Below are 13,315 nucleotides of genomic sequence, written 5' to 3'. Positions count from 1 at the left end.
GTATTCTGCGCCTCATCAAGGATGATGAATGCATAGGAGAGGGTGCGCCCTCGCATGTAAGCCAGAGGGGCGACCTCAATGATATTTTTCTCCATGAGTTTCTGGGCTTCCCCGGTGGGGAGCATGTCGCTGATGGCGTCAAAAAGGGGGCGGAGATAGGGTTGGATTTTTTCTTGGAGTTCACCCGGCAGGAAACCTAAGGATTCACCGGCCTCGACAGCGGGGCGGGTGAGGATGATTTTTTTGACGAGGTCTTCCTTGAGCATGCTGATGGCGGCGGCGACGGCGAGGTAGGTCTTACCGGTTCCCGCCGGTCCGATCCCGAAACAAACGTCGCGGGTTTGTATCAGGTCGATGTATTCGCGTTGACCGATGGTTTTCGGGTGGATCGGGCCGCGCAGGCCATTGAGCTTGAGCGAACTGGAGAAAAGCTTTTCGAGTTTATCATTCTGGCCTTCCAAGACCGCATCGAGGATGTAACTGAAATCCTGATTACGGATGCGGATGCCTTGGGAACGCGCCCGGCTGAGCTGCTCGAGGAATTTCACCGCCCGATCCACATTTTTGCGTGAACCCTCGATTTTGAGCCAGCCTTCGCGGGTGGTGATTTTGACATCGAGGGAAGTCTCGGCCTTGCGCAAATTGTCCAGCTGGCCATTATAAAGCGCCTCCACTGTGCGGGCATGGTCGAATTCTAGGATGTGTTCGTGGATTTTTTCAGCAGTCATGATAGTTTGGTGGTGATGGTGGTGGAGATTATTTATCGCTCAGGAGCCTGAGCAGGGAGGGCTCATCCTCGACGATTTCCGGGTAACGGCCCACATCAGGGTTTAGGAAATAATTATCATTCACATCGTCATTGGCCGTGGAGACCTCACCGATAATGGCTTCATCGACATCGGGATAAAACTCATGGACGACTCCTTGCACCAGAGTGATGCGTTCACCGGCTTTGATCTGGATGGTGTCGCCACCTTTGATTATAGTCGGTACCCCACAAATATTGACGGTGAATTCCTGGCCTTTGGTTTGGGCTATGTCGCCCGGGGGATAGAGCAGGATTTTAAAGCTACCGGCGCGGGCGATGATGTCCTCTTTCTTTTTCTTGTGGTAATGGAGCGGGGTGGTCATGCCTTTTTGGGCGTACATGAGTTTTTCACAATACTCGATTTCTTCCGCAAGGTTAATGAGGATCAGTCCATAATGTTTATAATCACCCAGCCCGAAATCGGTCACGTCCCAACGGGGATTAGGCGGGAGGATCCACCCGTTCTTTTGATAAAATGCCCCTGCTGCCCGCACCAATGAGTTAATTTCCGAACGCTTCATCATAATAGGAATGTAAATTACGGAAAACGGTGGGGGAATCAAGCAAGTTGCTCGGGCGGGTCGGGGTGAAAGAGGACTTGTGGGAAAAAAGTGAACTGCTAGGATGGCACCCATGGCATTCGAAGACATCAAAACCGCTTATGATATTGCGTCACACCTCCCCCGTTACCATGAGATTTTCCATATCCTGGTCAAACACGGGTTTTGGGAACTGCTCAATCTGGTGAAACTCAAAACGGTGATCCGGATTTCGGATTCGGCGACAGAAAAAGCTCAAGGAGCCAGTGCGATCGTTCCGGTGCCGGTACGTTTGAGGATGGCTCTGGAAGAGCTCGGGCCTACCTTTGTGAAATTCGGCCAGATCCTGACCTCGCGCCGCGATTTCCTCCCGGATGAATATTATAACGAGCTGCGCAAATTGCAGAGCCAAGTGAAACCTTTTGATACAAAAATCGCCCATGACGCTATCGAACGCTCCTTGGGCCGGAAGGTGAGCGAGATTTATTCCGAATTCGATGAAGTCCCCGTGGCCTCGGCCTCCATCGCGCAGGTACATTATGCGGTCTTGCGTTCAAATGGTAAAAAAGTCGCGATCAAAGTCCGCCGCCCAAATATCATTAAGACCATCGAGGGCGATATCGTCATCCTCCATCATATTGCGCAATTTGCGGAGAAACATATCCCGGAGCTAGCCATCTATAACCCCGTCGGCGTCATCGACGAGGTGGCCAAACACCTTCAGGAAGAGGTGAATTTCACTTTCGAAGCCGCCAGCATGAAACAATTTGCGGAGCAATTTAGCGATAACCATTTTATCAAAGTGCCTACGGTCTATGATGAAGCTTGTTCGGATGAGATTCTGACCATGGAGTATCTCAAGGGATTGCCGGTGGATGAACCCGCCAAACTCCAAGAGAAGGGGATCGACACGGATAAACTCGCGGAAAACATGACCAAGATGGTTTTTCAGATGATTTTTGAATTCGGATTTTTCCACGGGGATCCGCATCCCGGGAATATGGCGGTCTTAGATAACGGGGTCCTCGCGCTTTATGATTTCGGGATGATGGGGCGTATGACCCCGGCTTTCAGGGAAAATGTCGCCATGGCGATCATGGGCATGGCTAATAAGGATTGTCGCCGCTTAGCCCAATCGCTTTTGGGTAACTCGATCGAGGGACATGTCCAGGATGTCACCGCTTTGGAGAGTGACCTCTCAGCGTATACCGAGCGTTACCTCGACAAACCACTCAATGAAATCAATCTTGAATCAACGATGAATCAATTGCTGGGCATTCTGCGTTTGCATAAACTGCGCATGAAAAAGGATTTCTACATAGGGATCAAAGCCCTGACCCAGGTCGAGGCCATCGCACGACTCATGTGTCCCGAGCTGAATTATATCAACCTCGGCAAACCTTATGCCTTGAGTGTCATCAAAGCGAAATTCGACATCGAGAAACTGCTTAAAGGCCTTTGGTGGGGAAGTATGGATGTCATGGATATCATTAAAGAGTGGCCGCTCGAATTACGCAATTTGCTCAGCAAAGTCAAAAAGGGCGACTTCTTTATCCCCATGCGTCATTCGATCGATCCTGAAGGATTCGAACCCCTCCGCAAAACCCTCGACACCATCGCCAACCGCCTCGCCATTACTATTGTCACATCAGCGGTTCTCATTTGCAGCGCCATAGTCGTTTTAGCGAAGGTTCCCCCGATCTGGAATGATGTTTCCTTGCCCGGTATCCTCGGGATAATATTTGGCGTGATTCTCGCCTTGCGCCTCCTTTTAGCGATTTGGAAACGCGGAGGGTTTTAAGAGATCAAGGAGCGTGTTCCGGCCCTCCGGGATTACATTACCGGATAAGAGGAACACCACCGGAAAATTTCCTTTCGGACCGAGTTTCGGGAATTCTTACGCCGTTATCAAATTGCATTTGATGAACCCCATCTCTGGGGATTGATCCAACCCCGACGAGGTTGATAGAATGGTTCACGGATACCCCAAGGGAACTCGCTCCGGGCTTCGCAACCTTGGGCTATATGATTTAATCCCGTTAGGGTAAGGTAAATTGCGTGCTTGGGTTTATCGAGGTGTCTTTCTTTTCAAGCCCGTCATCTGTGTCACTTTTGACGCACAGCCACGCAAATTGCGTAGGGGCATTGGTGCGTTGAGACGCTAAGATCGCTAAGTTTTTGAAAAAAAGCAATTTGCCTTCCTCCTCCCATCGTGAAGGGATGCGAATCTTATAACCCGGGGTTGGATCAGATGTCGGAGGGTTCGATGAGGATGTTTATTTAATTTTTAAATCGTAACAACCAAGTGATTAAACAAAAATAACTTGCAATGAACAGACTTGTCTGTATGCTGCCTCCCATGACGATAACTGAAACACGGCAGAGGATATTAAATACTGCGGCGGCACTCTTTTCTGAACGTGGTTATGAACTCGTCGGGATTAATGAACTCATTGAAAAGTCGGATGTAGCCAAAGCCACATTTTACCAGCATTTCCGCAGTAAAGAGAAACTCTGCGCTGAATGGCTCCGCCAGGAATCCCGGGAGATGTGTGATTCCGGGAAGGCTTTACTCGCGAGTCCGGTTCCACCGGAAGAAAAAGTAGCTATGAAATTCGACGGACTACGTGATTACCTCAAAGGATCGGATTTCCGGGGATGCCCTTTTTCGAATACGGCGACAGTCGTCCTCGCTGATAATGAAGTGCGTGAGGTCGTGCGCGGATTCAAAGCCTCCGTCCGCCAGTTTTGGCATGAGCTCGCGGGGGAAATCCGTCCCGATGCCGCCGAGGCGGCCAGGCTGGGGGATGAGCTTTTTCTGCTTTTTTCCGGGGCTGTGACGGAGGCTCAGAACCTCAAGGAGATTTGGCCCGTGGAGACCGCGAAGTCTGCGGGACTCACCCTTTGCACCCGGAAGACAAACACCTGATCTTTTAAAAATCCCCACCATAAAAAAGGAAAATAACGATGAATACAAAAACGGATCTTTTTTCACCACTGACCCTCGGAACGGTCGAGACTCCCAACCGCATTTTTATGGCACCACTGACCCGCTGCCGTGCGAGTGAAGGTCATATTCCCTCAGAGATGAATGCCGAGTATTACCGCCAACGTGCCTCCGCAGGACTCATCATCAGCGAGGCGACCTCGGTATCTGCCCGTGGGTTTGGTTATCCGAGTACCCCCGGCATTTTTAATGATGCCCAAGTCGCTGGCTGGAAAAAAGTCACGAAGGCCGTCCATGATGCCGGTGGCCGCATTTTCCTCCAGCTCTGGCATGTGGGACGTATCTCCCACCCGTCTTTCCAGCCCGAGGGGGCTGCGCCTGTCGCCCCGAGTGCGATCAAGGCCAAAGGCAAAGTCTTCACCGGCTCGTCCATGGAGGATTATGCCACACCGCGTGCGCTGGAGACCTCTGAGATTGCCTTGGTTATTTCTGAGTATATCCACGGCGCAAATTGCGCGAAGAGTGCGGGGTTTGACGGCGTCGAGATCCATAATGCTAATGGGTACCTACTCGACCAGTTTCTGCGTGACGGCACAAATCATCGCACGGACGAGTATGGGGGATCAGTCCAGAACCGCGCCCGGCTGACTATCGAGGTGGTCGAGGCCGTCGCTAGTGTCTGGGGTGCGGACCGTGTGGGTATCCGTTTCTCACCTGCGGGGGTATTTAATGACATGCATGATAGCCATCCCTTAGCCACATTCGGCCATGTCCTTACGGAAATCAGCCGCTTTAATCTGGCCTACGCTCACATTACTCAAGTCACCGCACAGGATATCGCCCACGGAGCGGTCGACGGTCTCGGTCCCCGAGAGCTGCGTCCTTTTTACAAAGGGCGGATCGTGACCGCTGGAGGATTCACTAAGGATACGGGTAACAAGGCCATCGAGGAAGGCTGGGCTGATGCAGTGGCATTTGGTGTGCCATTCATTTCGAATCCCGATTTGCCGGAACGTTTCCGCAGGGATGAGCAGCTCAATACCCCGGATGAATCCACCTTTTATGCTTCCGGCCCGAAAGGTTACACCGATTACCAGACTCTGGCAGTCAAGTAAGCGACTGTCTTTACGGTGTCTGAAATTTTTCTACCCACGGATAAAATAACCAATACCAAACAAAGGAAAAAACGATGAGCCAAACAATATCTGCCCCCGATCTGACACAACGCGCCCCGCGCTCGATGCGTGCCCGCCTCGGCGGTTATATCATTCTCCCCCGCATGCTCGACAAGGGTCGTGCGACAATCGCAGGGAAAAATGGGGAATTCCATTATAACTGCCCTTTGGATAAGCATTTTATTGATTATGTCGGGATCGACACCGATGCCTTAAAAACCGAGCTAGCGACTGGCAAAGGTGACGGCGAAATCCTCGAATGGATCAATGCCCATGCTAAAAATAAACATACCCCTTGGGAAATCGAGCAATGGAGCCAATACGGTTTAGCCCGTACCCCGGATAGTGACGCGGAAACACGCGGTTACTTTAATAACATGCTCGATAAAATCTCCACCACACGTGAGGATATCCGTTCTTGGGCTGACCTGCTTGATCTCGATGATTATGTCACCTATGGCGGAAAAGCTTAATCAAATGTAAAGAAATTCTGGATAAGAGGATTTTTCCAAGGCACGGACCAGCTTCCAATAGCTTCCGTGCCTTTTTTGTTTTTTCCCATTGAGCAAGGTAAAGAGCAGGTGAGCACGGGGTAGGAACGGTTTTTTTATGTGAAGAAGAGGGAACCAATCGTATTTTGGGCAAAACGGATGATTTGAGCCATTCAGTTCAGCGGAGGATTCTGATTATGCTCTGCGCCTATGAGTAAACCTGCCTGTCCGATGTGTGAGATGAATGACGTTTTGGAGTTTCCGGAACACTGGGAATGTGTCACCTACGGCCATGAATGGAAACGTGAACCCAAACCCGCCGGGGCCCGGGTCGTCAAAGACGCTTTCGGCAATGTCCTCGTCGCCGGGGATTGCGTCACTTTGATCAAGGATTTGCCGTTGAAGGGGTTCATCCCAAGTCCTCAAAGGAGGGACGAAGTCAAAACCCATCCGCATCGTCGATGGTGACCACGAAATCTCCTGCAAAATGGACGGCTCCACGATCGGCCTCAAAGCCTGCTTCGTCAAAAAGGCGTAAGTACCTTCACGGTCAGGGGGGAGATTTTTTCAGTGGCACTATGTGGAATTGTGGTTTATCTATAATTTGAAAAAAACAAATTAAAGATTCCCCTAAAATATGAAAACCATACTTATTTTTTCCATATCCCTCACTACCCTAATGCTATTTGGTTGTGGAGACAAACAATCGCCCTCCCCACAATCAGAAATGATATCGAAGAAGGCCGCTCCTGCCGCTTCTTTGGAGGAGGCGTCCGGCTCGTCCTCCCCCGTGCCGACAGTGGTCAGGGGAAGTGTCTCTGAGACAATGAATGGCACCGGATATACATACATCCAAGCGACAGATTCTAGCGGACAAAAGATTTGGATGGCCATTCCTGAAACCAAAGTCAAGGTCGGCGATAAAATCGAATTCTCCTATTCCAAGCAGCAACTCATGGTGAATTTCCACAGTAAAACCCTTAACCGCACCTTTGAAAAGATTTACTTCCTTCCCGGGGTTAATGTCTTGGGAACCACGCAGGAAGTCTTGTGAGTACGCTTTTGTTTCCCGAGACATGTCTCGGAAAACACAGGAAAGCAATTTGCTCGGGTGACCTCCCCATCCTGAAGGGATGGGAATCTTATAGCCCGGGGGAGAGTCGTACGCGCGAGTTGCGCGGGCTACCCCATCGGGGTTGAATCATCGGCTGGCAGAATGACGGATCATTTTGGGTCTTCCCTTTGGAGGGAGTTCTCGGATGAAAGCCCAAGAGACTTCGGCGGTTTCGCCAGAGTCGTATTTGACGTAAAAACCGGAGTGAAGATCGTGATCTTCTTGGACAGATGCGGGAATAGCTTTAGACGAAATATTGTTGGCTTTACGGATTGTTTTATGGGGTTCTAAAAAGGAAAGACCGTCCTCGGACTCTACATCGAAGGCATCCTCCCATGCCAAGTAACGGACATGGCGGACTTTGCAGAACTTGGCTTTGCCAAAGGGTGCTTTGAGGGATTAGGCTTTCATAGGCGTTTTTCTTTTTGTAACTCCTATATAATTCCTAGCACAGTTTTATCAGGGATCCAAGCGTCCATGGATTCCCAGTGGAAATAATCACACGTCCCAAAAATCCCTTTTTATCAGAATAAATGTGAACGTGTTTTGGGGCGTGATCTCCCAGCCACCAAACAAAGATATAACCTCCACCACGAATTTTTCCGATTAATATAGGTATTTTTTGTCAATAATCCATTTAGACGAAATCAGCTGTCTGTGCGGTTGAAATCCTTAGCTCAAAATCTCCCCGCCTTTTTCGACGAATTCCTTGGATTTTTCTTCCAGACCTTGTTTGAGGGCTTCTTCTTCGGCTAAACCTTGTTCGGCGGCGTATTTGCGGATGTCGTCGGTGATCTTCATTGAGCAAAAGTGCGGTCCGCACATGGAGCAGAAGTGGGCGGTTTTTGCGCCGTCTTGGGGCAGGGTCTCGTCGTGGAATTCACGGGCGCGTTCCGGATCGAGGCCGAGGTTAAATTGATCCTCCCAGCGGAATTCAAACCGGGCCTTAGAAAGGGCATTATCGCGGATTTGTGCGGCAGGGTGACCCTTCGCGAGGTCGGCGGCGTGGGCGGCGATCTTGTAGGTGATGACGCCTTCTTTCACGTCATTTTTATTCGGCAGACCGAGATGTTCCTTTGGTGTGACGTAGCAGAGCATGGCGCAACCGAACCAACCGATCATGGCCGCTCCGATACCGCTGGTGAAATGGTCGTAACCGGGGGCGATATCCGTGGTCAGAGGTCCGAGCGTGTAAAAGGGAGCCTCGTCGCAGGCTTCGAGCTGACGTTCCATATTCTCTTGGATCATGTGGATGGGGACATGGCCGGGGCCTTCGATCATGACTTGGCAATCGTGTTTCCAAGCAATTTGCGTGAGTTCCCCGAGGGTTTCGAGTTCAGCAAATTGCGCGTCGTCATTTGCATCTGCGATGGAGCCCGGGCGTAGGCCGTCCCCGAGGGAGAAACTCACGTCGTAGGCTTTCATGATTTCGCAGATTTCCTCGAAATGGGTGTAGAGGAAACTCTCGGTATGATGTGAGAGGCACCATTTGGCCATGATCGATCCACCACGGGAGACGATTCCGGTCATGCGGTTTGCGGTCATAGGGACGTAACGCAGGAGGACCCCGGCGTGGATCGTGAAGTAATCAACGCCCTGCTCGGCTTGCTCGATCAAGGTATCACGGTAAATCTCCCAAGTCAGATCCTCGGCGCGGCCATTGACCTTCTCGAGGGCTTGGTAAATCGGGACGGTACCGATCGGGACGGGGGAATTCCGCAAGATCCATTCACGCGTCTCGTGGATATTTTTTCCGGTGGAGAGATCCATGACTGTGTCGGCGCCCCATTTGGTGGACCAGCGCATTTTTTCGACTTCTTCCTCGATAGAGGAGGCCACGGCGCTATTACCGATATTTGCATTGATCTTCACGAGGAAATTCCGCCCGATGATCATGGGTTCACTCTCAGGGTGGTTAATATTAACCGGGATAATGGCGCGACCCCGGGCGACCTCATCGCGGACGAATTCCGGGCTGATATACTGAGGGAGGGAGGCTCCCCAGCTATGACCCTTGTGTTGCTGGTTGAGCAAATTGCGCTTGGTGCCACTGGCCTGAGCGGCCTCAAAGATTTCTGCGCGTCCGAGATTCTCACGGATGGCGATGTACTCCATCTCGGGGGTGATGATGCCTTTGCGGGCGTAATGTATCTGGGTGACATTGGCACCGGTTTTGGCCCGGAGCGGGCTGCGTTTCAGGCCGGTGAAATATTCGAGGCGACCTTTTTCTTTTTCGCGCTGGGAGGCGAATTCCTCATGGCCCTGGGTGAGGTACCCATTATCACGGGGTTCGACCGGACGCCCGGTGTATTCCTCGACATCCTCACGGTCGAGGATCCATTGCTGGCGTAGGGAGGGTAACCCATTGGCGATTTCGCAATTTGCTTCCGGGTCGCTCCAAGGTCCGCTGGTGTCATAGACGCTCACGGGTGCATTAGCTTCGATCGTGCCGTCGTGTTTTTTTGTATCGGTGACGGTGATTTCACGGAACGGGACTTTGATCTCCGCACTGCGGGAATTACTTTTGACAGACTTGGTCACGTAAATTTTTTTCGAAGCGGGTAGGGCGTCACTGCTATGGGGTGCGATAGTATCTTGGGATGCGATCATAGGGTTGTCTTCCGTATTTTTTTTTAATGACAGGTGTCAGACCGGTGAATGAAGAAAAGTCAAAAGGGGTGTGTCCGATTCCTGGACTGCCCATGAGCATGGCTCGACTGCACTATTTTTGACTTCCTCTCCCTTCGTCGGCATTACCCGCATCAGGTTATAAAAAGGGTCTTCTCGGTTAACCGAGAACTCTCAGCCGGATTTACTTGATTCCAGCTCCCCTGTTTGGTCTTAGATGATAATCGGGTATGGGCATTTGTCAACCGTTTGGAGAGTCCAAATGCCCGAGCCTCTTCCATAGGCGAAGAGCCAGAGTGGCGAGAGGGGGATGGACGAATGACCCGGGGCCCTCGGTAAATTTCCTATTTCTCACAGGGCGGATTTTTGTTAGGATCGCGTTTCTTATGTTACCGGGGATGAATAAAATTCTATTTCTATTGGTGGGCATTTTGCTGGGGGCGATTTGCTCAGGGCAGGCGGGGGAGGATTTAAATATCGTTTTGCCCACGCCGAATAAGGCTATTTTCAGCGGGGGTGGGGATGATTTCTACATGTACACAGACCGAGATTTCGACGGGAAAAAGACATTCCCGTGGGAAGGGGGCCAGTACGGTTATACACGTTCGCCCCGCCGGACCTCCTACGGGGTAATGATGACACGGTTCCATGAGGGCATCGATATCAAGCCGGTTAGCCGCGATGCCTCCGGTGAACCCCTCGACCCGATTTATGCAGTAGATCATGGGGTCGTCGCACATGTGAATGACCTGCCGGGACTCTCGAATTATGGGCGGTACATCGTGATCCTGCACCAGTGGCAGGGTTCGGAATATTATACACTCTACGCGCACCTAAATGCGGCATCTGTCGTCGCTGGCCAGGAGGTCAAACGCGGGCAAACGATCGGACGCCTCGGCCATACCGGGGACGGCATCAATAAGGCGCGTTCCCACCTTCATTTCGAGGTCGGCATGGTGATGAATGATCATTTCCAGGGGTGGTTCGATCAATACATGCCCGGCGAGGTCAATCAACAGGGCCTATACAACGGGATGAATCTGAATGGCTGGAATCCGGCGGATTTCCTGCTCGCCCTGAAGAAGAATCCCTCGCTGCAAATTGCGCAATTTATCCGGGAAGAAGAGGGGGTGCTCTGGAAAGTCATTATCCCGAATCCCGGGCGGATCAATGTCCTGGAGAAATATCCTTGGCTGCGCGAAGCGTATAACGGTTCACCCCTATCATGGGAGGTTCATATTGGTGATACGGGTATTCCCGTGCGGTTTATCCCTCGTTCGGAAGTCGTTACCGAACCCCGGCTGCTCTGGGTCCGGAAAGAACCCCTCCCCCTTCAATTCATCAGCAAAGGCATGCTCACGGGCAGTTCATCAAAACCTGCACTGACCAAGGGTGCCTACCAGTATCTCATGCTGATGCTGCAACAGTAGGGGTAGGGGTGTGACAAATGAAGGAAAAAAGGAAACGGTAACCACGGCAAGGGGGGATGCGTCTTTGGAGATATGCGATTCTTCTCTGTGGTTGTCTTGTTTTTGTTCTCCTTCATGGCGTTTGCTGAGGGAGCGGGATTTAGGTCATTGTCATACGAGCGGGTGGACTCATCACGGAATAACCGGGTGGTCCCGGTGAAAATTTATTATCCAGAGAGTGACGAGGGGAAATCCTGGCCGATGATTATTTTCTCCCACGGACTAGGGGGGACACGTGAAGGGTATGCATACCTGGGTGAGTATTGGGCGAAAAATGGATTTATCTCGGTGCACCTCCAGCATGCGGGCAGTGATGATGCTGTCTGGAAAGATGTCCCGCACCAACCAAGAAGGTAGCGAGAATCGTGAATATTGCTGATCCCCAGAATGCCGTCAACAGGCCCTGGGATGTGAGTTTTGTGATTATCCATTCATAAACGACTTAGATAGTAAGCTAAAGGTGATAAAAACCCATAACCTCGGACACGGGTATTCTTCCTTATCCCAGCGGGATAAAATCATATAGCCCAAGGTTGCGAAGCCCGGGGCGAGCTACCTTGGGTGTCCGCACCCCGTATATCAACCCTGTAAGGGTTGAATCAATCCCAGAGGTAGCGTTCATCGAAGTCAATCCCATATAGGCGCAGGAATTGACGAAGTTCATCCTGAAAGGAAACTTTCCGATGATGTTCCTCCTGCCCCGCAATGTAATCTCGAAGAGCCGGGATATGAGAGAATCCTATAGAGAAAACCCCGTAACCTTTCTGCCAAGTAAAGCCCTGTAAACGGGGACTCTTGGATTTTATCCAGAGAGAGGAGCTTCGTTTAATCTCTTTTAACCATATCCGAGGCATTACATGTCCGGAATAAAGAACAGAGAAAATGGACATGATCCTCAAATCCACCGACAATAAGCGGCTGGCAATGAAGATTTGTAAGGATACCTCCAATACACGCAAAAAGCTCCTCACGGAGTTGTTTTTCTGCAAGAAACGGATTTCTGTCCTTGGTTGAGAATACGGTATGAACCAAAATCTGGGAGAGGGACTGGGACATGCGTTAAATCATGTGAAAGACTTGAAAAAATTCAACTGTTTAAAAATCCAACATCCCCTCTACCCTCTGATTCAACCCCGATGGGGTAGGAATACTATTTGGGTTTACCCTGGGTAGCCCAGCGGTGCGCGGGCAACCCAGGGCTATAAGATTTTCATCCCTTCAGGATGGGTGAATTGTCCTGACTATTGTGGATTTTGGGTGTAATCCGGGCGGCAGGATTTTAGGTAATTAAGGCCGTGGACTTGGCCGGTCATTTCGAGGGCATCCTTGTAGATATTATCATGCCACCCTTCGATATCGATAGAGCCACGGTACCCGGCCAAGAGTAATTCGCTGATGATATCCGTCCAGTTTGTGTCACCAAAACCGGGGGTACGATGATGGAACCAATGTCTCGGGCCACCGCCGCCGATGCCTTCCTTTTTGATGATGTCCCAATAGATGGAGCTGTCCTTGCCGTGGACATGGACGATTTTCTGTGACCACTGACGCAGTTGAGCCATCGGGTCGATGAGCTGGCCCATTTGATGGCAGGGCTCCCATTCCAGCCCGACATGATCAGGGTTCCCGAGCGCGTCGAACATGAGTTCCCACGCCATAGGATTATGGGCGATATTCCAGTCCCCGCGGGACCAGTCTCCGCCCATGGGGCAATTCTCGAACCCGATTTTGATGCCTTTATCGGCAGCACGTTTGGCGAGGGGTCCAAAGACTTCCTTAAATTTCGGGATGGACTCAGGGATGGGTTTATCCGTGATCCGCCCGGCAAAACCGCAGACTGTGGTGGCCCCGAAATATTCAGCGGCATCGATGGCTTGCTCAAAGGCTTTGGCCGTGGCGGGGTCCATGAGTGGATTACCAAAAGGTCCGAGGGAATCAATAATGGCACCGGAGCCTTCCAGCACGGGTTTGAGTTCCTCAGCCGTTTTTTTCAGGTCGGTAATGCCCCAGTTTGGCCAGCAGGTGAGCTGGAAAGATTCGAATCCGTGGGGCAGGATTTGTTTGATATAAGGAACGGCTTTATCCCCTGGGACGAGGGTGCCGATCCGGATCATGGGATTTTGTTTCATGGGATAGGTGAAGAG

General features: G+C 51.2%; 12 protein-coding genes, 1 pseudogene and 1 riboswitch. Of the genes and pseudogenes, 8 read left to right on the top strand and 5 right to left on the bottom strand.

Going from position 1 to position 13,315, the window contains the following annotated elements; genetic code table 11:
• Positions 1-728: PhoH family protein (locus SGI98_07465; protein ID MDZ4743240.1), on the bottom strand; the 728-nt coding region annotated here is incomplete at its 3' end.
• A gap of 28 nt (positions 729-756) precedes the next feature.
• Entirely contained in the window at positions 757-1,332 is a 576-nt protein-coding gene (locus tag SGI98_07460; protein ID MDZ4743239.1) for a D-lyxose/D-mannose family sugar isomerase, read from the bottom strand.
• Between the two features lie 109 nt (positions 1,333-1,441).
• On the opposite strand from SGI98_07460, the gene SGI98_07455 reads away from it, so the two are divergent.
• The 6 genes and pseudogenes from SGI98_07455 (at position 1,442) to SGI98_07430 (ending at position 7,014) form a co-directional block, all read left to right on the top strand.
• Positions 1,442-3,148 carry an AarF/ABC1/UbiB kinase family protein gene (locus SGI98_07455; protein ID MDZ4743238.1) on the top strand — a complete coding sequence of 569 codons (1,707 nt, stop codon included), beginning with the start codon at positions 1,442-1,444 and terminating at the stop codon, positions 3,146-3,148.
• Between the two features lie 558 nt (positions 3,149-3,706).
• On the top strand, positions 3,707-4,276 hold the full coding sequence (locus SGI98_07450) for a TetR/AcrR family transcriptional regulator (GenBank protein ID MDZ4743237.1): 570 nt from the start codon (positions 3,707-3,709) through the stop codon (positions 4,274-4,276).
• A 38-nt stretch (positions 4,277-4,314) separates the two neighbouring features.
• A complete protein-coding gene (locus tag SGI98_07445) occupies positions 4,315-5,409 on the top strand; it encodes an alkene reductase (GenBank protein MDZ4743236.1) in 1,095 nt (364 codons plus the stop codon).
• Between the two features lie 74 nt (positions 5,410-5,483).
• Positions 5,484-5,942, top strand: coding sequence for a DUF5069 domain-containing protein (locus SGI98_07440; protein MDZ4743235.1), 459 nt, complete (start codon positions 5,484-5,486; stop codon positions 5,940-5,942).
• A gap of 228 nt (positions 5,943-6,170) precedes the next feature.
• Positions 6,171-6,498, top strand: a pseudogene (locus SGI98_07435) (zinc ribbon domain-containing protein YjdM).
• Between the two features lie 99 nt (positions 6,499-6,597).
• On the top strand, positions 6,598-7,014 hold the full coding sequence (locus tag SGI98_07430; protein MDZ4743234.1) for a hypothetical protein: 417 nt from the start codon (positions 6,598-6,600) through the stop codon (positions 7,012-7,014).
• Positions 7,015-7,746: 732 nt separating this feature from the next.
• Here the strand turns inward: SGI98_07430 and thiC are convergent.
• Positions 7,747-9,684: a phosphomethylpyrimidine synthase ThiC gene (thiC, locus tag SGI98_07425; GenBank protein MDZ4743233.1), complete on the bottom strand. Its 1,938-nt coding sequence runs from the start codon at positions 9,682-9,684 to the stop codon at positions 7,747-7,749.
• A gap of 112 nt (positions 9,685-9,796) precedes the next feature.
• Positions 9,797-9,917, bottom strand: a riboswitch (TPP riboswitch).
• 183 nt (positions 9,918-10,100) lie between these two features.
• Between thiC and SGI98_07420 the strand changes: the two genes are divergently transcribed.
• Both SGI98_07420 and SGI98_07415 read left to right on the top strand, forming a co-directional pair.
• Complete coding sequence (locus tag SGI98_07420) at positions 10,101-11,132, top strand: M23 family metallopeptidase (protein MDZ4743232.1); 1,032 nt, start codon at positions 10,101-10,103, stop codon at positions 11,130-11,132.
• 114 nt (positions 11,133-11,246) lie between these two features.
• Positions 11,247-11,528, top strand: coding sequence for a hypothetical protein (locus SGI98_07415; GenBank protein MDZ4743231.1), 282 nt, complete (start codon positions 11,247-11,249; stop codon positions 11,526-11,528).
• 468 nt (positions 11,529-11,996) lie between these two features.
• On the opposite strand, the gene SGI98_07410 is transcribed toward SGI98_07415, so the two are convergent.
• Positions 11,997-12,227, bottom strand: coding sequence for a transposase (locus SGI98_07410; protein ID MDZ4743230.1), 231 nt, complete (start codon positions 12,225-12,227; stop codon positions 11,997-11,999).
• Positions 12,228-12,412: 185 nt separating this feature from the next.
• Positions 12,413-13,300: a sugar phosphate isomerase/epimerase gene (locus tag SGI98_07405; GenBank protein ID MDZ4743229.1), complete on the bottom strand. Its 888-nt coding sequence runs from the start codon at positions 13,298-13,300 to the stop codon at positions 12,413-12,415.
• Positions 13,301-13,315 lie beyond the last annotated feature (15 nt).

Source organism: Verrucomicrobiota bacterium (assembly GCA_034440155.1).
Classification (GTDB): domain Bacteria; phylum Verrucomicrobiota; class Verrucomicrobiia; order JAWXBN01; family JAWXBN01; genus JAWXBN01.
Note: the sequence above shows the minus strand (reverse complement) of the source record. Positions and strands in the feature narration are given on the sequence as shown.

Bases quoted from the DNA above. Each gene is read 5' to 3' on its own strand.
- SGI98_07460 (MDZ4743239.1), bottom strand. From the start codon at position 1,332: ATGATGAAGCGTTCGGAAATTAACTCATTGGTGCGGGCAGCAGGGGCA.
- SGI98_07455 (MDZ4743238.1), top strand. From the start codon at position 1,442: ATGGCATTCGAAGACATCAAAACCGCTTATGATATTGCGTCACACCTC.
- SGI98_07450 (MDZ4743237.1), top strand. From the start codon at position 3,707: ATGACGATAACTGAAACACGGCAGAGGATATTAAATACTGCGGCGGCA.
- SGI98_07445 (MDZ4743236.1), top strand. From the start codon at position 4,315: ATGAATACAAAAACGGATCTTTTTTCACCACTGACCCTCGGAACGGTC.
- SGI98_07440 (MDZ4743235.1), top strand. From the start codon at position 5,484: ATGAGCCAAACAATATCTGCCCCCGATCTGACACAACGCGCCCCGCGC.
- SGI98_07430 (MDZ4743234.1), top strand. From the start codon at position 6,598: ATGAAAACCATACTTATTTTTTCCATATCCCTCACTACCCTAATGCTA.
- thiC (MDZ4743233.1), bottom strand. From the start codon at position 9,684: ATGATCGCATCCCAAGATACTATCGCACCCCATAGCAGTGACGCCCTA.
- SGI98_07420 (MDZ4743232.1), top strand. From the start codon at position 10,101: ATGAATAAAATTCTATTTCTATTGGTGGGCATTTTGCTGGGGGCGATT.
- SGI98_07415 (MDZ4743231.1), top strand. From the start codon at position 11,247: ATGGCGTTTGCTGAGGGAGCGGGATTTAGGTCATTGTCATACGAGCGG.
- SGI98_07410 (MDZ4743230.1), bottom strand. From the start codon at position 12,227: ATGTCCCAGTCCCTCTCCCAGATTTTGGTTCATACCGTATTCTCAACC.
- SGI98_07405 (MDZ4743229.1), bottom strand. From the start codon at position 13,300: ATGAAACAAAATCCCATGATCCGGATCGGCACCCTCGTCCCAGGGGAT.